The 20,317-nt window shown below is 63.5% G+C and carries 20 protein-coding genes and 2 riboswitches; of the genes, 3 read left to right on the top strand and 17 right to left on the bottom strand.

Annotation, left to right across the window (positions count from 1 at the left end; translation table 11 throughout):
- Positions 1–167: 167 nt before the first annotated feature.
- The gene (locus tag PX554_RS26715; protein ID WP_420833477.1) at positions 168–530 is read right to left on the bottom strand and encodes an inorganic diphosphatase; all 363 of its coding nucleotides are present in this window, start codon (positions 528–530) and stop codon (positions 168–170) included.
- Here PX554_RS26715 and PX554_RS20560 point away from each other — a divergent pair.
- A protein-coding gene (locus tag PX554_RS20560) for an IS3 family transposase (protein WP_275504353.1) occupies positions 411–1,582 on the top strand; the annotation gives its coding sequence in 2 pieces (ribosomal slippage) (positions 411–678 and positions 678–1,582; 1,173 coding nt in all). The genes PX554_RS26715 and PX554_RS20560 overlap by 120 nt on opposite strands.
- On the opposite strand, the gene PX554_RS20565 is transcribed toward PX554_RS20560, so the two are convergent.
- From PX554_RS20565 to PX554_RS20585, 5 genes are all read right to left on the bottom strand, one after another.
- Positions 1,575–1,994: an inorganic diphosphatase gene (locus PX554_RS20565; protein ID WP_275504354.1), complete on the bottom strand. Its 420-nt coding sequence runs from the start codon at positions 1,992–1,994 to the stop codon at positions 1,575–1,577. The genes PX554_RS20560 and PX554_RS20565 overlap by 8 nt on opposite strands.
- Positions 1,995–2,359: 365 nt before the next feature.
- Positions 2,360–2,426, bottom strand: a riboswitch (Fluoride riboswitch).
- Between the two features lie 181 nt (positions 2,427–2,607).
- Positions 2,608–5,673 (bottom strand): efflux RND transporter permease subunit, encoded by a 3,066-nt coding sequence (locus PX554_RS20570; protein WP_275504355.1) that lies wholly within the window; start codon positions 5,671–5,673, stop codon positions 2,608–2,610.
- Positions 5,673–6,698, bottom strand: coding sequence for an efflux RND transporter periplasmic adaptor subunit (locus tag PX554_RS20575; protein ID WP_275504356.1), 1,026 nt, complete (start codon positions 6,696–6,698; stop codon positions 5,673–5,675). Before PX554_RS20575 ends, PX554_RS20570 begins: the two co-directional genes overlap by 1 nt.
- A complete protein-coding gene (locus PX554_RS20580) occupies positions 6,695–8,062 on the bottom strand; it encodes a TolC family protein (RefSeq protein WP_275504357.1) in 1,368 nt (455 codons plus the stop codon). The genes PX554_RS20575 and PX554_RS20580 overlap by 4 nt, the downstream gene beginning before the upstream one ends.
- Before the next feature lie 88 nt (positions 8,063–8,150).
- Positions 8,151–8,465, bottom strand: a complete 315-nt coding sequence (locus tag PX554_RS20585) for a PepSY domain-containing protein (protein WP_275504358.1) — start codon at positions 8,463–8,465, stop codon at positions 8,151–8,153.
- A gap of 153 nt (positions 8,466–8,618) precedes the next feature.
- Here PX554_RS20585 and PX554_RS20590 point away from each other — a divergent pair, with 153 nt between their 5' ends.
- Both PX554_RS20590 and PX554_RS20595 read left to right on the top strand, forming a co-directional pair.
- Positions 8,619–9,299 (top strand): winged helix-turn-helix domain-containing protein, encoded by a 681-nt coding sequence (locus tag PX554_RS20590; RefSeq protein WP_275504359.1) that lies wholly within the window; start codon positions 8,619–8,621, stop codon positions 9,297–9,299.
- Positions 9,296–10,672, top strand: coding sequence for a sensor histidine kinase (locus PX554_RS20595; protein ID WP_275504360.1), 1,377 nt, complete (start codon positions 9,296–9,298; stop codon positions 10,670–10,672). Before PX554_RS20590 ends, PX554_RS20595 begins: the two co-directional genes overlap by 4 nt.
- Positions 10,673–10,779: 107 nt before the next feature.
- On the opposite strand, the gene PX554_RS20600 is transcribed toward PX554_RS20595, so the two are convergent.
- From PX554_RS20600 to PX554_RS20650, 11 genes are all read right to left on the bottom strand, one after another.
- Positions 10,780–11,409 (bottom strand): histidine phosphatase family protein, encoded by a 630-nt coding sequence (locus PX554_RS20600; RefSeq protein ID WP_275504361.1) that lies wholly within the window; start codon positions 11,407–11,409, stop codon positions 10,780–10,782.
- Positions 11,406–12,713 carry a phosphopyruvate hydratase gene (gene eno / locus PX554_RS20605; RefSeq protein ID WP_275504362.1) on the bottom strand — a complete coding sequence of 436 codons (1,308 nt, stop codon included), beginning with the start codon at positions 12,711–12,713 and terminating at the stop codon, positions 11,406–11,408. The genes PX554_RS20600 and eno overlap by 4 nt, the downstream gene beginning before the upstream one ends.
- Complete coding sequence (locus PX554_RS20610) at positions 12,710–13,354, bottom strand: 2,3-bisphosphoglycerate-dependent phosphoglycerate mutase (protein ID WP_275504363.1); 645 nt, start codon at positions 13,352–13,354, stop codon at positions 12,710–12,712. The genes eno and PX554_RS20610 overlap by 4 nt, the downstream gene beginning before the upstream one ends.
- A gap of 3 nt (positions 13,355–13,357) precedes the next feature.
- Complete coding sequence (locus tag PX554_RS20615) at positions 13,358–14,167, bottom strand: universal stress protein (RefSeq protein ID WP_275504364.1); 810 nt, start codon at positions 14,165–14,167, stop codon at positions 13,358–13,360.
- A 4-nt stretch (positions 14,168–14,171) separates the two neighbouring features.
- Positions 14,172–14,570, bottom strand: coding sequence for a fluoride efflux transporter CrcB (gene crcB / locus PX554_RS20620; protein ID WP_275504365.1), 399 nt, complete (start codon positions 14,568–14,570; stop codon positions 14,172–14,174).
- Positions 14,570–15,865 (bottom strand): SAM-dependent methyltransferase, encoded by a 1,296-nt coding sequence (locus PX554_RS20625; RefSeq protein WP_275504366.1) that lies wholly within the window; start codon positions 15,863–15,865, stop codon positions 14,570–14,572. The genes crcB and PX554_RS20625 overlap by 1 nt, the downstream gene beginning before the upstream one ends.
- The gene (locus PX554_RS20630; protein WP_275504367.1) at positions 15,855–16,295 is read right to left on the bottom strand and encodes a universal stress protein; all 441 of its coding nucleotides are present in this window, start codon (positions 16,293–16,295) and stop codon (positions 15,855–15,857) included. The genes PX554_RS20625 and PX554_RS20630 overlap by 11 nt, the downstream gene beginning before the upstream one ends.
- Before the next feature lie 26 nt (positions 16,296–16,321).
- A complete protein-coding gene (locus tag PX554_RS20635; RefSeq protein WP_275504368.1) occupies positions 16,322–16,867 on the bottom strand; it encodes a hypothetical protein in 546 nt (181 codons plus the stop codon).
- Positions 16,864–17,166, bottom strand: coding sequence for a DUF211 domain-containing protein (locus tag PX554_RS20640; RefSeq protein WP_275504369.1), 303 nt, complete (start codon positions 17,164–17,166; stop codon positions 16,864–16,866). Before PX554_RS20640 ends, PX554_RS20635 begins: the two co-directional genes overlap by 4 nt.
- Positions 17,167–17,322: 156 nt before the next feature.
- Positions 17,323–17,382, bottom strand: a riboswitch (Fluoride riboswitch).
- Between the two features lie 155 nt (positions 17,383–17,537).
- Positions 17,538–19,535 (bottom strand): proton-conducting transporter transmembrane domain-containing protein, encoded by a 1,998-nt coding sequence (locus PX554_RS20645; protein WP_275504370.1) that lies wholly within the window; start codon positions 19,533–19,535, stop codon positions 17,538–17,540.
- Positions 19,525–20,310: an NADH-quinone oxidoreductase subunit B family protein gene (locus PX554_RS20650; protein ID WP_275504371.1), complete on the bottom strand. Its 786-nt coding sequence runs from the start codon at positions 20,308–20,310 to the stop codon at positions 19,525–19,527. Before PX554_RS20650 ends, PX554_RS20645 begins: the two co-directional genes overlap by 11 nt.
- Positions 20,311–20,317: the final 7 nt, after the last annotated feature.

The following is a 20,317-nucleotide window of genomic DNA, read 5'->3' on the forward strand; positions in this document are numbered from 1 at the left end:
AATGGGCCGTAAATTGTCCAGACAGTCACCAGCGGGACATCAACGTGGGCGGGAGTCACGAGCCCCGGATCGCTATCAAGCAGTGTTCGGACCATCTTGCGGGTAACTTTCGACCCGAAACGCGCCCGCGAGCGAGGCGACGAAAGCGCGTGCCGCTCATGCCGCCCTTACTTCCCTCCATCTCTCGCGTGTTCCGATCGCCGGATGGCCTCCATGATGATGCTAGCTGCCTCGTCAGGGCCGACCCATTCACTCACCGTCGCCCACTTCCCCTTCTCGAGGTCCTTATAGTGCTGAAAGAAGTGAGCGATCTGGTCCCGAAGCGTTTCCGGCAGGTCTGCGTGGTCTGCCTTGGAAAAACTGGTCCAATTCTGAAGAGAGCCCGTCGGGCATGAGAATTGGAGAATTATATGGGACGTCAGCGATTTACGCCGGAGCAGATCATTGCGAAGCTGCGTGAGGTGGAGGTGCTGGTCGGGCGGGGCTCGACTGCAGTCGAGGCCTGCCGGCAGATCGGGATAGCGGAACAGACGCTGTATCGGTGGCGCAAGGAATATGGTGGCCTGAAGGTCGATCAGGCTCGACGGATGAAGGATCTGGAGCGCGAGAATGCGCGGCTGAAGAAACTGGTGGCCGATCTCGCGCTTGACAAGGCGATCCTGCAAGAGGCGTCGAAGCTGACTTTTTGAGCCCCTCCCGTCGTCGTGAGGCGATCGAGCAGGTCCGTCGTTCGATACCGGTATCGGAGCGACGGACCTGCCGTGTTCTGGGTCAACACCGCTCGACCCAGCGTCATCCACCGAAGGATGATGGCGAGGAACAGCGCCTGACAGCCGATATCGTCGCGTTGGCAACGGATTATGGTCGTTACGGCTACCGCCGCATCCATGCGCTGCTTTGCCATGCCGGCTGGCGGGTCAGCTTGTCGGTAGTCGAGCGGATCTGGCGGCGGGAGGGTCTCAAGGTTTCCAAGCGGCAACCGAAGCGTCGTCGGCTATGGCTGGGCGACGGCTCGTGCATCCGGCTGCGCCCGCAGCATCGCGGGCACGTGTGGTCCTACGACTTCGTCGAGGATCAGACGCACAACGGTCGCAAGTTCCGGATGCTCAACATCATCGACGAGTTCAGCCGGGAATGCCTGGCGATGGTACCGCTCCGGCGGTTCCGGTCGAACGACGTGATCGACGTGCTGACCGACCTGTTCATCGAACATGGACCACCTGAGCATATCAGGTCCGACAATGGTCCCGAGTTCGTTGGCACCGCCGTGCGCGAATGGCTGGGCGGGCTCGGCGTCACCACCCTCTATATTGAGCCGGGGAGCCCGTGGGAGAATGGCTACATCGAAAGCTTCAACGCCCGCCTGCGCGATGAACTGCTCAACGGCGAGATCTTCTACAGTCTTGAGGAGGTCCGCGTCGTCACCGGCTGGTGGCGCGATCATTACAATCGGGCGCGGCCGCACAGCAGCCTTGGGTATCGCCCGCCGGCGCCGGAAACGATCAAGATGCCAGCCTGGCCGCTCGGCTCCGCTACGCTCCGCCTCCCGCCCAGGCTGGCATCGGAGGCCCGCATCAACTAACTACGCAACCGGACCAGTCGTCGCGGGCAGTCCATGCGCAGCTATTCGCCTTAGGATAGAACGGGTGTAGTGCATCAACCGGGACGGCGATGATTTTCTCGTATTTGCCATGTTCGTCGGACAACACGAGCGCGCCGATCGGTCGCGATCGAATGACCGAGCCCGGCACAACAGCAGACCAACTGATGACGAGAGTGTCGAGAGGGCCGCCCTCTTGGGAGAGGGTGTGCGGAATAAAGCCGTAATTGGCTGGGCAGAACATCGCGGTGTGAAGAAACCGCTCGACGATCATGAGGCCGGATGTTTGATCGAAGTCATATTCGACCGGCTGCGTCGATCCTTGGGGAATTTCGATCAGAACATGAACGTCCGAGGGTGGGTTGGGTCCGGAGCTGAGTTTGCTAATGTCCACGATGAATCCTTCTCAGATGGATACCGACAGCGAAATCCGGAAGTCGCAGACGAACAAGCCGAAAAACAAGCGTTCCCCGGTGGTTATCAAGCCGCTTAATCCCGGCAGGCTATTAAACTGCCACCTATTAGGCGCCGAATGATGACGCGCTCCTCGCGGCCGCGTCCCGTCTTTCTTGGGGCAGCTGACCGGCGGCGAAGCCGCATTGCAGGAACGCATGTCCTTTGAGATGAGAGTCGGAATGGAACAGGCCTGGCCGCCCGCGTCGGCACAAGTTGGTGCGCTTCCCACCACGAGCGAAAGATAGGGTATCGACTGCACTCCTCCTCTGGACGGTGAGCAGTCTGGACAGACTCCTACCGTCGTGAACGGTAGGAGTCATCAGCTCCACAAGGGAGCGGTTACCGGGAGAACTCCATTCCCGTCGCAACCGTGAGGCCGCGATACGATCGTCGGCGGAGAGCGATGGCGCGAAGCGCTTTCCAAGCTCAAATGCCTCTCCTGTTTATCGTTTAATCGCTTCATCGAAGCAAGCGCCTTGAGCCAAGGTGTGGCCCAGCCCCCTTTCGCGGGAGCAGACCGACAGCGGCGGTGATTTGGACAATCATTGGCGCTACCCCGCCTGCGGTTCGAGAACGGCCCCGGTCGGCTTGTCGCGCGGAAGCGTCAGCCTTACGAGGACCGGCATCGCAAGCAGAACCAACGGATATTGCAGTAGCAGGCCTGCGATGATCGCGATCGCCAGCGGCTGCTGGATGCCTGACCCTTCACCAATCGCCAGGGCGAGCGGAAGCAGCGTCAGGATTGCGGCCGCGGTCGTCATGGTGATCGGCCGCAGTCGATTGCGGCTTGCCTCCCGCACCGCGTCGCGCATCGGCATGTGGTGGGACAGCTCCTCAAGCTCTGACATGTAGAAGATCGCCATTTCGGTGCCGATGCCGATGATCATCGTCATGCCCATCAGCGCCGTGATGTTCAGCTCCACCCCTGTGACCCACAGGGCGGTGAACACCGCGGTCGTGGAGAGGAGCGAGCAGACGATGATGATCGTCGGTCGCCAGAACTGGCGGTAGAGGATCAGGAGCAACACGAACTCTGCGATCAGCGCCGCGAGGAAGACCTTGGTGAGACCGGCGAACGCGATTTGCTGCTGCGCGTAGAGACCCCCGAGCTCATATCGGATGCCGGGCGCCAATGTGCCCGGCTGATCGAGCAGCGCCTTCACATCCCCAACGGCAGCCCCGAGCCCGCGGCCCTCGATCCGGCCCGTCACCGCCACCATCGGCTCCAGGTTCTCGCGCGTGATTTGCGGTTGCCCGGTGACGCGGGTGATGTCGGCGACCCGATTGAGCGGAAATACATGACCGTCAGGGGCCCGGATCGGCAGTTGCGCGAGTCCGGCTTCGCTGATCGTCATCATGTTCGGTAGTCGGACGCGAACGTCGACCGCTTTGGTGGGCTGCGGGATCGAGGTCGCGACCGAACCGGTGAGCGCGGTGTTGAGCGCCGCTTCGATGTCAGCAGGAGCCATTCCCTCGACGGCGGCCCGAATGGGATCGACCCGCACATTAAGCGCATCGCCCGCGAGTTGCACGCCGCTCTTGACCTCGACCACGCCGTTCAGCTTGCTGATCGCTGCTGCGACCTTCTCGGCTTCCGGACGAAGGGCCGCCACATCGGCCGAATAGAGCTTGATCTCGATCGGCTGCGGCACCGCCGTCAGGTCGCCAATCAGGTCTTCCATGAGCTGGAACAGTTCGACTTGAACGCCCGGCACCTTCGCGTCGATTTGAGCACGCACGTCGCTCATCACATTCTCGGTGGACTCGCTGTGCCCCGCCTTGAGCCGGACGAAATAGTCGCCGTGATAGCTTTGGCCGAGGCTGCCGCTCAGATCGGTGCCGAGGCGGCGCGAAAAGGTGAGCACCTGTGGGTGCGCCATGATGATCGCGTCCACTTGGGCGATCTGCCGGCTGGTTTCGTCGAGCGAGGTGCCGGGGACCGTGTAATAGTCCATGTTGAAGCCGCCCTGGTCGACCTTGGGCATGAACCCGGTCGGCACCTTCGAGTAGCTGAGATAGCCGAGAGCCAAGAGCGGCACGAGGATGACCGCAAGCACCCAGGGGCGGCGAGCCAGCCCGTCGAGCGCGCGATCGTGGTGGCGCGCGAGCCAGCCTTCGCCGGCCGTGCCGGGGTCATGCCACTTCTTGAAATCGACGATATGACGGGTGAGCACGGGCACGACGAATGCCGTCATCGCCCACGAAATCGCGAGCGCTGCCGCCATCGTGATCGAGAGCGCCTTCGAGAAGGCTCCCGTCACGCCCGTCAGAAACGAGAGTGGCAGAAAGACGATCAGCGTGGCGATGCTCGAGCCGGTGAGCGGCGCCATGAACTCGCGTGCGGCGGGCAGGACGGCCGCTTCGCCGCCTTCGCCTTCCCCGCTTGCGCCGGCGCGCCGCGCAATATGCTCGACCATCACGATCACGTCGTCGATGAGTAGCCCGACTGCGGCGGCGATGCCGCCCAGGGTCATCAGGTTGAAGCTCATCCCCAACATGCTGAGTACGAGGACGGTTGAGGCCAAGGTTGCGGGAACGACGATCACCGCCACCAGCGTGACTCGCCAGCTTCGCAGGAAGAACAGTAGAACGGCCGCAGCCAGGACCAGCCCGATCAGCACCGCATCGCGCACGCTGGACACCGATTGCGTGACGAGCTCGCTCTGATCGTACCAGTTGACCAGCTTGACCCCCGGCGGCAGCTTGAAGCCGGCGAGCTTTTGCGCGACCGTCTTGGCGATCTTGACCGAATTTCCGTCGGGCTGCTGGTAGATGTTGAACAGCACTGCCGGGCGACCGTCCTCGATGACGCGAATCCATTGCGGCACGACCCCATCTTGCACGGTGGCGACATCGCGCACCCGCACGACGCCGGCAGGATCGGCCCGAACGACGATCTCGCCGATCGCCGCGGCGCTGATTAGACTCCGATCGGCGAGCACGAGCGACAATCGGCCGCGATCCTGGACCTGACCAACGGCGCTGAGCACGTTGCCGCCCCGGATGGCGGTGGCGAGGTCGCTCATGGCAAGGCCGTAGCTGGCGAGCCGATTGGGATCGGCCAGCACTTCTACCTCAGCGGTATCCCCGCCTTGGACGGCGACGCGCGCCAGGCCTGGGATCGCCGAGAGCAGCGGGGTTATCTGATAGCGCGCGAGATCCTGCAGTTCGACCGGCGAGGCGGTCTTCGAGACGAGCGCGTAGGAAATGACAGGGAAGACCGTGGGGTCCATCCGCCGCACATTGTAATTTGTGCCTGCGGGAAGCGACGCGAGCGCGCGGGAGATTGCGGAGTCGACGAGAAGCGTGCTCGCGACCATGTCGCGGCCCCATCCGAAATCCACAGCGATTTGGGCCGAGCCGCGCGTGGTGTCCGAACGAACGTCGATGACGCCGGGCACGCTGCGAACAGCCTCTTCGACCGGGCGCGTGACCAGAAGCGCCATCTGGTCGGCGGGACGGCTCCCCGCATCGAGATCGATGAGCACACGTGGGAAGGCGACTTGCGGAAAAAGACCAGTCGGGAGCGACATAGCGGCGACAAGACCTGCCAGCGCCAGCGCCAGCGCGACCACGACGAACGCCCGCGACTGGCGACCAAGGAGCTTTTCGAGCATCAGCGGGCGCTCGAGCGGACGGGAGCGCCGTCGTCGACCTGGTAGGCGCCATCCACAATCAAGCGGCGGTTGGGATCGATTCCGCCCTCGACCACATCGACCTGATCACCAGGCAGCAACAGATTAACCTTCACGGCGCGCGCCTTGCCGTTTACCTGCTGAAAAATGCGTGGTGGCCCATTGGCCGCAACGACTGCACGGTGCGGCACCACCCAGCCGTTCACGACTCCGACGGCGATTTCCCCGCGCAGGGCCTCATTCGGCAGGAGCGCGCCGGCGGGGAATGAAAGGTCGATGTCGATCAACCGAGTCTTCAGATTAAGAACCCCGTCGATCCGGATGACGCGGCCTGGGATCGAGGGACCACCGTTCAACCGTGCGATGCGCGCCTGTTGTCCCACGCGAACGCGCGAAGCCTGCACGGGGTCGAGGCCGACCGTCGCGACGATGCTGCCCGTTCGGGCGATCGTCATTATCGGAGCGCCCGGCTGGGTCCGGTCGCCTTGTGCGACGGAAACCGTCGTGACAATGCCCGCGAACGGAGCGGAGAGCGCGCGCGTGGGCTGCCCCGCTCCCGAGCGTTGCAGGGCGCCGATAGCAGCTTGTGCATCCGACACCGCCTTGTCGGCCTGCGTGAGCTGGTCGCGCGTCGCGAGCTGCTGCGTGAGGAGCTGCGCCGTTGTTGTACGCTGCTTTTGCGCCGTCGAGAGCGCCGTCACGGCTTGCTGGTAGGTGCTGACCGAGGACGGATCGGTAGTGAACACCGCGAGAAGTTGACCAGCTCGCACGATAGAGCCGGGTGTAACCGCGAGTCGGGAGACTTGCCCCGGCTGGGGCACGCTGACCGTTTGCGAGCCGCTGATCGCCGGTGCGGCGCTGCCGTAGGCCGTTAGCCATTCCGGCGCTTGCCCGCGTTCTATTTTCTGGAGGCTGACCAGGACCCGAGGGGTGGGAGCCGGATCGGTCTTCGCCGAGCTGCCGCACCCCGCCAGAAGGATCAGACACAAAGGAGCGAGTGTTTTCACCGTTTTGAGGCTTTCGCGTTGGTTGGGGGTGGGAGGGTATCGACGGTTGGGAGCCCGGAGCCGACGAGCGTTTGCAACGCCACCTGCCGATCGAGCAACGCCAGTTCCAACGTCGCGATTTCCTGTTCCTTGGTGTAGCGATTGGTGATCAGATCGACGTAGCTTCGCTCGTCGAGGTTCGACGCGCCAAAGGCGTTAGCGGCCCGTTGCGCAGCGAGACGCGCTGCCGGCAGGTCGCGGCGAACGCTGGCGAGTTGCTGCGAGAGCTGTTCCATCTCGGCAAGGGTGGCACCGACTTGGCCGATCGCCGCGGCCAATCGCGCCGAATAATCGGCATGAAGTTGGGCGCGGGTCGCGTTGGCGATGGCGACATTGCCTTGATTGCGATCAAAGATCGGTAGGCCAATCGTCGCTTGGGGGCCGCCGTTGATGACACTGCTATTGTCGCTACTGCCAGTTGCCCCCAGGATGAGATCGGGAAATTGCGAGAGGATCGCGACGCGGACGTTGGCGTCTTGCGCGTCATAGCCGAGCCGCAGCGCTAGCAGGTCCGGCCGCCGATCGGGCAGCGTCGGCAGTTCCGCCCGGATGGCGGCGGGATCAAACGGCGGCAGGTCGATCGCGTGCGTGAGCGGCACGACCGCTTCGGGAACGAGGCCGAGCAGCGCGTTGAGTTGATGGCGAAGCGAGAGCTGGCGCTGATCCAGGGTTTGAAGATTGGTGCGTGACGCTTGCAGGGCAACGAGCGTCGGAGCCGCGGTGACCAAGGTCGCGTTGCCGGCCGCGAGGGCCTGTTGAAGAACCGTATTGCGGTGTGACAGAAGGGTGAAGGACTCGACCAGCAACGGACGACTGCGCTCTCCGGCGATCAGATCGACCGCGAGCTGGCGTGCCTGCCCCGCGATCTGCCATTCCTGCCAGAGAATTTCGGCATCGACCTGCTGGGCCGCGTAGCCCGCGGCGCGCCGGCGCGAACGATAGGTGATAAGCGATTTGATGTCCTGGGTGAGCCCGACATTCCACGCGGTGACGCTGCCGACACCCGAGATCAGCGGCAGGAGCGCCCCCGAGAGCGAGGGATTGGGCAGGATGCCCGATTGGACTAGCTGCGCTTGCGCGACACCATGGCGAGCGCGCGTCGCACGAAGATCGGGATTGTTCTCCAGCGCGAGCGCGACAATTTGCTCGACGCCTAGCGGCGCCCCCGGAAGGGTGCCCGGGAGCGCCGCGGCCGCCGGCGCCAGGGGGGGCGCCCGGTCCAGCGGAAGGGGGGCGTAGTGCGCGCAGCCCACCAGCGCCGAGCAGGCGATGACGAGCGGCGTACATCGGGCAAGAGCCTTTAGACCAGTGGCTATCGTTGACATCGGAACTCCCGCGCAGCGCAGCGCCTGGTACTGGGACCTCGGGGCTCTATCTCAGCCGCGACTCGTGAATCGGTTGGGTTGCCGTGGATCAGTCCGGGTTCTTGCCTTCGGCCATGTTCTCCAGCACCCGGCCTGTCCTCGCATCGACGCCGACCTCATAGGTCTTGCCCCGACTCACGATGTCGAACGAGTAGCGCAGGCCGGACCCGCCGCCTTCCTTCTCCAGTTCCTGGTCGGTGATCCGGCCCGGGTGGGCCCTGAGCGCTGCGGCTCGAGCGGTCGCCAGAGAAACCTTCGCGGTCGGCATCAACTCCGAACCGACCATCTTGCCGTGCTTTGGCGCGGCTGAAGCGCCGCCGGCGGCCAAGGCGATTGCCGCAAACGCCATCAGATAATTACGCATAATCACTCTCCGGAGGCGTAGCTGCCTCGACGATCCTCATTAGGCGCCCTTACATTCGCTCAACCTCACCTGGACGTTGGGAATTCCTAACTTGCATCGTCGATGGTTGTTCAGATCATAAGTACCCCTGGAAAATAGAAGGCGGCCCTGTCGATGAAGCTGCTGCTGCTAGAGGATGATGAGGCCACGCGGGTTCACGTCGAGACGACGCTGACCGCAGCGGGACATGTCGTCGACACCTGCACCAACGGCCCGGATGCCGTGTTTCTCGCCAGTCGGAATGACTATGCCGTGCTCATCTTGGACCGCATGGTGCCCATTCTCGATGGATTGTCCGCACTGAAGCAGTTGCGCGCGCAAGGTATTTCGACGCCGGCGATTCTTCTCACTGCGAGGGACGGGATCAACGATCGCGTGGAGGGCTTGGAGGGAGGGGCCGACGATTATCTGGTCAAGCCGTTCGCGGCGACCGAGTTGGTGGCGAGAGTCATAGCCCTGTCTCGCCGTCCTCCCACGGTTGATGCGATGACCACGCTCCGCGTTGGCGAGCTTGAGCTGGATCTTTTGAAGCGAACGGTGAGCCGCGCCGGCCGCCGTATCGAGCTGCAAGCCCAGGAAATGAAGCTCCTGGAATATCTCATGCGACACAAAGGCGAGGTGGTGACCCGGACCATGATGCTCGAAAACGTCTGGTCCTTTCACTTCGACCCTCAGACGAACTTGATCGAGAGTCACATGAGCCGCTTGCGCGCCAAGATCGACCGCGGGTTCGCCTCCGAACTCATCCACACTATCCGCGGATCAGGCTACCGCATCGAAGCGCCTTCACAATGAGGTGGCCAAGTTCGCTGAACAGTGGTGCGTTCCGCTTCGCGCTGCTGATCGCGGGTATGTTCGCGCTTGGGTCGATTGTGCTTCTGGCGGTCGTGGAGCACTCGATCCGGACCTATGCGGCTGAGGCGAGCGCCGTGGGATTGCGCTCCGAGATGGCCGTTCTGACCGAAGATTGGCCGGACGGCGGCTATGGCGAAGTGATCGATACAATAAAGCACCGCGAGCGATCGACTTACGAGCAGCCCTTCCATTACCTCCTGCTCGACGCGAGCGGGCGGCGTCTTGCCGGAGATTTGCCGAAGGAGAGTGCGCGGGCGGGATGGGGCAGCGTTAGGTTCGTCGACGATCATCCACGACAGGGAAAGCAGGCAGAGCCCGAAATTCTGCAAAGCCTTGGACGTCGCTTGGCGGACGGGTCGCTTCTGGTCGTCGCGACCGACACGTTCGACGTCCAGCAATTGCGCCATCGCCTTGCCGCTTTCACGATCGGATCGAGCGTCGCGATAACCTTGTTCGCGCTTGTTGGCGGCTATTTCGTCGGCCTGATTTTTCTTCGCCGCCTTGAGCGCGTTAACGCGGCGGTGGTCCAAATCATGTCCGGCAACCTCTCCGAACGCCTGCCCACCATCGGTATGAGCCCTGAGTTTGATCATCTGTCCCGCAACCTGAATCAGATGCTCGATCGTATAGCGGCGTTGATGGAGGGCATGCGTCAGGTCTCAACCGACATCGCTCACGATTTGATGACTCCGCTTACGCGTCTTCAACAGCATCTCGAGACGATGCGGGGCAGTGCTTCCGTGACTGTTTACGACGCCGCCATTGAAGCAGCTCTCGCGCAGATCGACGAAATCCACGTCATCTTCAGAGCGTTGCTACGGATCGGCTTGATCGAAAGCGGCGAGCGCGAGCAACCCCTTGCCCAAATCGACCTCTCCGAGTTAGTTGCCCGGCTCGCCGAAGCGTATCGACCCTCGGTGGAGGACGCAGGGAAGCTGTTCCGCGCCAACATCGAACCCGGCATCCAGGCCAATGGCGATGCGGAACTGCTCGCTCAACTTTTTGCCAACCTGATCGAAAACGCCCTGCGTCACACTCCCGAGGGCACCGAGATCACCGTGTCGCTCCACCAGGACGCCGATCGTCCCGTCGTGACCGTCGCCGACAACGGTCCGGGCGTCGCTGCCGATCAGCGTGAGAAGATATTGACTCGCTTCTATCGCATTGACGCCAGCCGACATACACCCGGTGCAGGGTTAGGCCTTGCGCTGGTCGCTGCGATCGCGGCTCTTCATCATGCCACGCTGTCGATCGAAGACAATGAGCCTGGGTTGCGGGTTCGACTGGTGTTCGGCGAGCCCGCGAGCGAGTAAGTGCGCGCATTCACTCGGCGGGCACATCGTCATTTGCTGCGACAGCAGCATGCGCATCGCGTGCAGCGATTTTCCATTCCAGGGTCGGTGCGGGAATGGATGGTCCATCAGGACGAGACATCTTCGTCCAAGCCGAGCAGATGTCCGGTTTCGTTGATGCGCCTGACATGTACCTGTCCGTCCTCGATATCGATCTCGTTGATGCAGCAAGGATCCTGTGCAATCCGCCAATAGCCCGAGAAGGGCATATCGAGCAGTTGCAACAGCAGCGCCCGATTCACGCTGTCGTGGGCGACGGCGACCACGGTTTCGTCTGCATGTCTGGAGAGCATGGTTCGCAGCGCATCCGCGCTTCGCGCGGCCAGCTCTTGTAGCGTGTCGCCGGACGGGATTTGCACCAGTTGCGGCGCTGAGAACCAGCGCTGAAAGAGCGCGGGCGCTTCCTCCTCAACTTCGCTCAGAAGCCGCCAACTCCATGCGCCATAATCAAAATCGATCAGCCCCTCCAGCAGACCGCCTTCGACACCGCAGACTTCGCCAATTGCCTTCCCGGTCTCGATGGTCCGGCCCATCGGACTGGTGTAGAGGGCATCCACGCGCCATTGGGCTGCGATCCGCCGCGCCGTCGCTTTCGCCTGTCGAATGCCGAGTTCGGTCAAAGGCACTTCCTTTCGGCCGCGAAAGCGTTGCGGGTACACGCCCTCGACATGGCCGTGGCGAATGAGGAGTAGCTTCATTGGACGCGCTCCTGCAGTCTTGGCTGGTTCGCGAACGGATTGGCGAAGACGGCCTTGTCGCCCAACTCACGCTCGATCACCATGAGGCGGTTGTATTTCGCAAGGCGTTCGCCGCGGCATGGCGCGCCGCTCTTGATCTGGCCTGCTGCGGTAGCGACCGCGAAATCGGCGATGAAGCTGTCGATCGTTTCGCCCGATCGGTGCGAAACCATGACTTTCCACCCTGTCCGATGGCACAGGTTCACGGCCGAGACGGTTTCCGTCACCGTGCCGATCTGGTTGAGCTTGATCAGCACCGCATTCATCGCTTTTCGTTCGATCGCTTCTTGAATGAAGCGCGGATTGGTGACGGTGATGTCGTCGCCCATGACCTGGATCTGACCGCCCTGGGCGGCATTCTGGTCGACAAAGCCCTGCCAGTCATCTTCGGCAAAACCGTCCTCGATCGAGACGATTGGATAGGTTTCGATCCAGCGGCCGTACAACTCGAGCAGCCCGGCGCGATCGATGCGTCCGCCGTTCCGTCCAACATAATAGGAACCGTTGCTGCCGAAAGACGATGCTGCAGGATCCAGCGCGATGGCGACATCGACGCCCGGCTTGTACCCAGCCTCCTCGATCGCAGCGACGATATAGTCGCAAGCTGCCTCGTTGCTGGGGAGGGCAGGGGCAAAACCGCCCTCGTCGCCGACGGCCGTGCTGAGCCTGTCCTTGCGCAGCAGCCTGCGCAGCGCGGCGTAGGTTTCGGCACCGAAGCGCATTGCCTCGGCGAAAGACGGCGCCCCCACCGGCACAATCATGAATTCCTGGAAGTCGAGACCGCTGTCGGCATGCTTGCCGCCATTGAGCACGTTCATTGACGGCATCGGCAAAAGGGTTGCACCTCGGCCACCGAGATAGGCGTACAACGGCAGCTCTTGTGCCGCTGCGGCGGCGCGCGCCACTGCCATCGAGACGCCGAGCATGGCGTTTGCGCCAAGCCGCGCCTTATTGGACGTGCCGTCGAGATCGATCAGGCGATGATCAAGCGCTGCCTGATCCAGCGCATCGAGGCCGCGGACGGCATCCGCGATCGCTTGCTCGACCGACACGACCGCCTTTCTGACCCCCTTTCCGCCGTAACGGGACGCATCGCCATCCCGCAGTTCGACGGCCTCGTTGGCGCCGGTGGACGCGCCCGAAGGCACGGAGGCAGAAGCCTGGAGTCCTCCGCCGAGCTCAACAGTAACGGTCAGGGTCGGATTTCCGCGAGAGTCGAGGATCTCCTGGGCGTGAACCGCCATGATCAGGGTGCTGGTGCTCATTCGGGACCTATCCTGTTGTAGAGGGTCGAGCGGCTTCTCACCGCCGTATTCAATGCGAGTTGGTAGGAGAGGAGGGCGCCGGTCGAGATATCGAAATTCTCGATCTGGTGTTCATCGAGATCGTCCAGTGTCATCACCAGGGCCCGCAATGCATTCCCGCAGGATATGATAAGCGTGGTACCGCCCGTCATCGCCTGCGGAAGGATCGCGCTCACATAGGCGCGCAGCACGCGCGCCGCCGTGTCGCGAAGGCTTTCGCCCATAGGGGGCGTGTCCGTGTAGGATCTGCGCCATCTGCGAAGCTGATCCGCGCCGCACAGCTCTCCGATTTCATCCTTCCGGCGACCGGTAAGGAGGCCATAATCGCGTTCGTTGAGCCAAGGGTCATTCGTCACCGGGCAATCCTCCAACCCCATCGTCTCGACGATGATGGCCGTCGTTTCGCGGCAGCGATCGAGAGCGGCACAGAATATTCGGTCCGGACAAAGTCCTGCCTCGATCAACTGATCGGCGATCCGCCGCGCCTCATCTCGCCCCGTGGCGGTCAGCGGCGGATCACTTCGGCCCGTGAAAATCCCGGCCGCGTTTGCCGTGCTTTGCCCATGGCGCGCGAGGATAAGTCCTACCGTCGGCTCTTCCATAGCTCAGTGACACAACATGAGCGGCAGCTCGGCCGCGGCGAGGAGATGGCGCGTGGTCCCACCGAGAAGCCATTCCACCAGCGAGCCATGGCGATAGGCGCCGGCGACCAGCAGGTCCGCCCGAAGCGCATTGGCGGCACGCACGATCTGCGCCCCGAGATTCTCATCCTCCCCGGCGACCATGCGAACCTCCGCTTTTATGCCCATGTCCAAAAGCCGGCCGGCGAGTTTCGCGGCCAGGTCGCCTTCCTCGCCGATCCGGATCGCCGTGACATGTTCCGCTTTCTTCAGCCAGGGAAACGCAGCACGGATCGCCCCATCGGCCACCGGATCATCGCCAAGGCCAACGGCGATGTGGTCGAAGCGCCTGCGGTTCGCGCGCCAGCCGCCCGGCACGATCAAGACCGGCTTTCCCGTGGCGAGAAGCGCTGCGTGCTGCGCGTCGCTGCTGTCGATGTCATGGGCGCGGGCAAGCACGATCAAATCGGCGTTGCGCGCTTCCTGCGCAATCACGCCTTCCTCGGTACCTGTCAGGGGCTTCCAGGCGACATGGGGGTCACCTGGGTCAAGGCCGGCATTCCAGGTGATGAATGCTGCCCGGGCGGCACGCTCGCGGTCTCGAGCGCTTCCTTCGCCGGCCTCGCGCATTCGCTGGAGCTGAACTTCCTCGGTCGAGACGACGAGCTGTTCAGGATCCACGACAACATGGAGCGCGTCGATCGCTGCGGACCGATCGGCTGCAGCCGCGACAAGCGCCGCATCAAGACAGGCATGGGTCGTGTCGGCCGCCGTGATCACCGCAAGAATTCTCACTTCGCTAACTCCTGAACAGACGGGCTAGCCACAAGGGGGCCGTGGCACCGATCCACACAGCAAGAAGGCCGGCAACGACCGACGTAACGACATTCCCTAGCGCGCGAGCGATCTCGCCCGACTGGATCAGGGCCAGGGTTTGGAGGCTGAAGGAAGAGAATGTCGTGTAACCGCCACACAGGCCAACCAGGATGAAGGCACGGATTTCCGGCGGTACCGCCCACCGGCCCCCGGTTTCAGTCAACGCCGCGAACAGCCCGATGATGAAGGAACCCGTGATGTTGATGATGATCGTTCCCCACGGCATTGCCTCGCCCAGCCGAGCCGTGAAGAAGAGATTGATTTGATAGCGCAGGAGCGTGCCGATCAGGCCGCCGGCGGCAATCCAGATATAAGTCATCATCAGTCGCGCAGCTCCGGAGTGATCTTCACGTTTGGCGATCTTCGATGCGCGCCCTGGGATCGATCGGGCTCGCTGGGGCACAGTATTTCAAGATATCGTTTCTCACATTCGGCCATATAGCCGCGTGTTGTTGGCAATTCGTCGATTTGTCTTGTTATCTGCATCTGAACCACCATGAGTCCATAGAATCGGAACCCCATCTCACAAGATGCAAGATAATAGATCCACATACGATAGAAGCGCTCGTCATAAAGCGCTTCCACGCGCGCGCGATTTGCTTCCACCCGTTGACGCCAGTGACGGAGTGTCTCGGCATAGTGGAGACGCAGTATCTCCACGTCAGCCAACCAAAGTCCGGTCTTTTCCAGCGCGGCAATTGCTTCGGACGCTGCCGGGACGTATCCGCCCGGAAAGATATAGCGGTTCATCCATCGATCCAAGCCAGCCCCGTGGTCCTTGCGTCCGATCGAATGGACGAGCGCAACGCCAGTATCGTCGAGCAACCGATTGATCGCGCCAAAATAGTCGTCGAAATGATCCTTGCCGACATGCTCGAACATGCCAACCGAGACAATTCGATCGAAACGCCCTTCTAACATGCGATAGTCCGCCAGCTCGAAGTGCACCCGATCCGCAAGGCCTTCGACGTCCGCTCTGGCGCGCGCTACACGCAATTGCTCGCTCGAAAGAGTGATGCCAGTCACCTGGACGTCCGCCAGCCGGGCGAGCGATATAGCGAGCCCACCCCAACCGCATCCGATGTCGAGAATTTTCGCGCCGGGCTGCAGATCGAGCTTGGCGGCGATATGGGCTTTCTTGGCAACCTGGGCCGCCTGCAGGCTCATGCCCGGCTCCGCGAAATAGGCGCAGCTATATTGGAGATCGGTGTCGAGAAAGAGCCGGTAGAAGGACTCCGACAGGTCGTAATGATGCTCGACGTTGCGGCGCGCTCGCGCCAGCGAATTGGTCATCGTCGAAATCCGCGCGATCAGGTCACGCGCCCATGCGAGCGCGCCCGGTGTCGGCTTTCGGCCGAGATTGTGCCCGATCAGCGACATGAAGCCTGCGAGCGTGCCACTCTCGACTTCAAGTTCGCCATCCATGTAGGTCTGCCCGAGCTGATACTCCGGATCGAGCGCGAGGCGCGCCGCCGTCCCGCGACCCTTGAGACGGATTGCGATATCCAGCTCCGGGGTTTCCGCCGGCACCGCCCCGACCGTGAACGGCGTATCGTCGCCAACCTGCACGGTCAGGCGCCCGATATGGATCATGTTCCTGACGAGCTCAGAAAGCATCGTGTCCTCCCTCCCGAACGATCAAGACGGAACAGCTCGCCTGATGGGTCATGCGGTCCGATCTCCGCCCGAAGATCCGCTCCCACAGGTCGACATGCTCGGTCGCGCCGATGACCAGGAGATCCGCGCCCTGCTCGAAGGCGAACTGGACAATGCGCTCCACCGGGTGGCCGGCAAAGACATGGATTGCGATCTTCACACCCCTGCGCTGCGCGACGCGTTCGGCGATCGTCTTGCGACGCTGGATGCGCCGCCGCTCGGCCGCGTCATGCTCGACCGCTTCGGCGATCAAGCCCGGATTGGGGAAGGATTCGGCGACCAGGATCACGTCGAGCGTCGCCTCGGCCAGCCGGGCAAGATCGATCGCGGCGCGCAGCGCGCTCAGCGAATTCTCCGAACCATCATTGGCGTGGACGATGCGGCGGAACATGGCAGACCTCTTCCTTCCAGCGCCTTTCAACTCGCGATGTCGAGTTGGATGCCGATGAGTGTCAGCACGGCCCCGCTGATCATGACGGCGGGCGTCCAGAAGAGGACGGAACCGTGGAAGCTCTTGGCGAGCAGCGCGCCAAGAATGCCGAGCAAGGCGATGTCCGCGACCGGGCCAACCCAGCGCGGGCCAGGCAGCCAGATGCACAGCAGCAGCGACACGGTCGCCCCGACCAGTCCGCAGACTGCGGCGATCAAAGCGCCGCTGAGCGCCTCGGCGACGGCGCGCCGGCCGAGCCGCGACGTTGCCAGCTTGCCATGCGAGGTCAGATTGAGTTCCCGCTCGGCGCGCGTCAGCTCGGCCCGTTCCTCGGCATAGTGCGCCATGAAGAACACGAAGACCGTCGTCAGCGCCGTTGCCGCCCCGACACGCGCTACCAGGGACAGGTCCGCGCCACCGTCCTTGAGCAGACGTCCCGCCGCGAGCGTCAAAGCGTTGAGAATGCCGTCGACCAGGCCGGCGACGACGTCCAGCCGATTGCGGGGGCTGAGAAGCCGGACCGGCCATGTCATCGCGCACGGGGTACATAGTCGATGATCCGGTCGCCGGCCACCAGCTCATCGAGGCTGTGGACGACGGCTCCGCTGCTTTCGATCGCGCGGACGAGCGCATCATAGTCGATCTGCTCGCCCTCGATCGTGATGCTTGTGCCCATCGTCTCCTGGTCCACCTCCGTCACGGTGATGTTGAAGGCGCGGACACCTGCGCTGTTGTGAATGGCTGCGCCGATCTCGATCAGCGTCGGCACCTTCAATGCCTTATCGACGTCGAGCACGACCCGCCTGATGTTGAGGCCGATACCGTCGCTCATGCTCGGCCGCCTGATTGCGGTCGCCGTTCGTTCGGCGCGGACCAGAGAGAACGCATTCCCAGCCATCTCCAACACGCGGCGGTGCCGCCTTGCGTGTGTCGGGAAACAGGCCGACGGAATCGGTCTGGGCAGCGGAGACACACATCCACCGCGTTCAACGCGGTAGGGGTCATCGGCCGTTCGGCGGTTATGGGGGACTCCATCCCCATTAGCGATGTGAATGGGGCAGCTATCGCTCCGAAGGAGCGTGCCCCGATACGAAAACTCTTGTGATCGAGCCTAGACCAGCACTTTCCTCCTGTCGACCATCCGTTGATATCTGATATCGGTTAATGAACATTCGACAATTCCTCCATGTTCCCGACGTCCTTCTATAAGAGGCTGAGCGCGAGGATAATCACCAGCAGCGCGCCGATGAAAGCGAGATAGAGGTTGAGGCTCCCGGACTGGAGTCGTCGCGCCGCGCTTGCGATACCGACCGTGCCCATGACCAGGGGACCGAACAGTCGCTTTGCGAATAGCGGCGCGACCGCATGCCGATAAGTGAGCCGCCGCACGAAATAGGGCTGTCCATTGGTCTCGCGCTGCGTCGACGTCTGCGGCCGATAGATCAGGCTGTAGAAGGTTCGCATCGCGTTCGAGAAGCTCAATGCGGTCGTCGCCGCCCGAGCCGGATCGGGCGCCAGGCCGCCATACCAGACGGCGCTCCGGCGAACCCGGAACCTGCTGGTCACGAAGAGGAGGAGCAGTGGTAAGATAGCGAGCAGCGGCATCGCGATGGCGAGCATCGTCGGCGAGATGAACGCGAAACTGTGATCCGGCCCGATCGGCCCCCCAGTCGCGGGCACCAGCACCCAGCCGACCACCATGCTGCCGATCACGCCGGGCGCGAAATGCGCCTCCACGCCATCATCGAGCGCCATGATCCACCACGGCATGCCGATCGCCAGCACGAGGAGGCCCAGACCGAGCGCAAGCACCGCTCCGCTGGTTCGACCGGCGACGCGGTTGCCCGACATCGATGCGGGCCTCGCGCCGAGAAGACCGATCCCGAACAGCTTGACGAAGGTCGCAAGAGCAACCGCCGCCGTGAGGGCGAGCCCCGCGCCGGCGATCGCCAGCGTCAACCGCGCGCCGAGCGTTGCGAGATGGAACCCCTGGAAGACGGTTTGGAAGAGATACCATTCGCTGACGAAGCCGGCGGTTGGCGGCATCGCGCTCAAGCTCGCCGCGGCGATCAGCGCGCCCAGCCCGAAGGGCCAGCCAGCCGAGCGCAGCACCCCGTTCTGCCGGACATGGTAGTTGCCGGTGCAGGCGCGCACGCCATCGGCGGTCAGGAACAGACATCCCTTGGCAAGCGCGTGGCCGCCGAGATGCAGCAGCGAGACGGTCCAGGCGAGGCCGGCAAGGTGCGCATTGCCATCGGCGGTGAACATGATGGATGCGCCGAGCGTCACGACGGCGAGCGCCGCATTTTCGGCCGACGAGAAGCTGAGCAGCCGCCGCCAGTCGTCCTCCTGGAACGCATAGAGCGCGGCGAGGATCGCGCTTGCGACACCCACCAGCACGACGACGATACCGAGGCCGCCCGCGCCAGCCGGCATCCATTCGGTGAGCGCCCGGGCGAGCGCGAAATAGGCGGCGTTGAGCACGACACCCGACATGAGCGCGCCGGTCGCGCCGCTTCCGGTTCCATAGGCGCGGGGAAACCATTCGTAGAAGGGGAGGAGTCCAAGCTTGGCGCCGAAGGCCACGAGCAGCAGCAGCCAGACGAAGGTCTGCATGGCTGGTCCCATTGCCGCTGCGGCCGCGCCGAAACCCGCAAACCCCAGGTGCCCGCTCGCGTGCCCGAGCAGGATGACGGCGAGCATCATCGCCACCGTGCCGATCTCGAGCAGGCCGAGCATGAACAGGATCGAGCGGCCGCTGCGATGGCCGAGGCTCTCGCTCATCAACATGACGCCGCCGCCCAGACTCATCAGCTCCCAGGCAACGATGAGACCGGCGCCATCTTGTATCCCGAACACGCCGATCGCGCCGAGCAGGCTCATCGCCGCGCCGAAGAGCCAGCTTCCCTCATGCGCGCGCATCGGCGTAGAGATCGCCACGGCGAGCGCTGCCGGCGCCAGGCCAAATCCCATCAACCAGAGCGCACTCGGCGTGAGCTGGAAATCGAGGCTCTCGCCGGCAAGTCGCGTGGGCAATGGAACCAGGCCAGTGCCCTCGGGTAGGGCGACAATCGCAGCCGCGATGCCGGCCAATGCGCCCAGCGCGAGCGCCGCGCGGGCGATGGGACGCAAGCCGGTGAGCGCCAGCACGCCGCCGGCGACCCAGAGCAAGGCGGCGGCCGCGATCAGCTCATTCCCCATATTGGCCTCCCCGGACGCGCTGCGGCATCCGGTCGAGGAACATCAGCAGCGCCTCAATGATCGCGGCCGGATTGGGCGGACAGCCCGGAAGCCACACATCGACCGGCAGGATGTCGCCAAGACCCTGCTGCGCGGCATATCCGCCGCCGGTGAGCGCACCCGAAACGGCGCAGGTTCCCGTCGCCATCACCCAACGCGGCTCGGGCATCGCCTCATAGGCCGCCTTCAACGGCTCGATCATCGCATTGGTGACAGGGCCCGTCACCAGCAGCAGATCGGCGAAGCGCGGGGACGGGGTGAAGAAGATACCGAGGCGGTGCAGGTTGTAGATGGGGTTGTTCAGCGCCTGCAGCTCGGATTCGCATCCGTTGCAGGATCCGGCGTCGACATGGCGAATGTGGAGGCTGCGGCGGTAGCCGGCGGTGGGCGCGGGGGAGGCAGGCGGATCGCCGCTCTCCGCCCAGCGCAAATCCTCCCGCCTGCGCACCCCGAACGCCCAATCGCCCGACGCTGTCATCGCCCCGTCCGGGCAGGCTTCGACGCAAAGCTGACAGGCGATGCACCGACTATAGTCGACCTCGAGGCCACCCGCCGCGTCGGCGACGATTGCGCCCGTCGGACAGGCGTCCGCGCAGGCGCTGCAGCCGTCCCCGCAACGCTCCGGATGATAGCGCGGCATGCCCAGCACGTCGGCCTGGCCATCATCGCCTCCGGGCGCCGGCCAGCGCGTGGTGGCTGAACCTTGGCGAAGCCCGAACAGGGTCCAGAGCGCCATGCCCGCC

The sequence above is a fragment of the Sphingomonas pollutisoli genome (assembly GCF_029167165.1).
Taxonomy (GTDB): Bacteria; Pseudomonadota; Alphaproteobacteria; order Sphingomonadales; family Sphingomonadaceae; genus Sphingomonas; species Sphingomonas pollutisoli.

Coding starts and splice junctions, on each gene's coding strand:
- PX554_RS20570 (WP_275504355.1), bottom strand. CDS start 5,673: ATGCTCGAAAAGCTCCTTGGTCGCCAGTCGCGGGCGTTCGTCGTGGTC.
- PX554_RS20580 (WP_275504357.1), bottom strand. CDS start 8,062: ATGTCAACGATAGCCACTGGTCTAAAGGCTCTTGCCCGATGTACGCCG.
- PX554_RS20585 (WP_275504358.1), bottom strand. CDS start 8,465: ATGCGTAATTATCTGATGGCGTTTGCGGCAATCGCCTTGGCCGCCGGC.
- PX554_RS20590 (WP_275504359.1), top strand. CDS start 8,619: ATGAAGCTGCTGCTGCTAGAGGATGATGAGGCCACGCGGGTTCACGTC.
- PX554_RS20595 (WP_275504360.1), top strand. CDS start 9,296: ATGAGGTGGCCAAGTTCGCTGAACAGTGGTGCGTTCCGCTTCGCGCTG.
- PX554_RS20600 (WP_275504361.1), bottom strand. CDS start 11,409: ATGAAGCTACTCCTCATTCGCCACGGCCATGTCGAGGGCGTGTACCCG.
- eno (WP_275504362.1), bottom strand. CDS start 12,713: ATGAGCACCAGCACCCTGATCATGGCGGTTCACGCCCAGGAGATCCTC.
- PX554_RS20610 (WP_275504363.1), bottom strand. CDS start 13,354: ATGGAAGAGCCGACGGTAGGACTTATCCTCGCGCGCCATGGGCAAAGC.
- crcB (WP_275504365.1), bottom strand. CDS start 14,570: ATGATGACTTATATCTGGATTGCCGCCGGCGGCCTGATCGGCACGCTC.
- PX554_RS20625 (WP_275504366.1), bottom strand. CDS start 15,865: ATGCTTTCTGAGCTCGTCAGGAACATGATCCATATCGGGCGCCTGACC.
- PX554_RS20630 (WP_275504367.1), bottom strand. CDS start 16,295: ATGTTCCGCCGCATCGTCCACGCCAATGATGGTTCGGAGAATTCGCTG.
- PX554_RS20635 (WP_275504368.1), bottom strand. CDS start 16,867: ATGACATGGCCGGTCCGGCTTCTCAGCCCCCGCAATCGGCTGGACGTC.
- PX554_RS20640 (WP_275504369.1), bottom strand. CDS start 17,166: ATGAGCGACGGTATCGGCCTCAACATCAGGCGGGTCGTGCTCGACGTC.
- PX554_RS20645 (WP_275504370.1), bottom strand. CDS start 19,535: ATGGGGAATGAGCTGATCGCGGCCGCCGCCTTGCTCTGGGTCGCCGGC.
- PX554_RS20650 (WP_275504371.1), bottom strand. CDS start 20,310: ATGGCGCTCTGGACCCTGTTCGGGCTTCGCCAAGGTTCAGCCACCACG.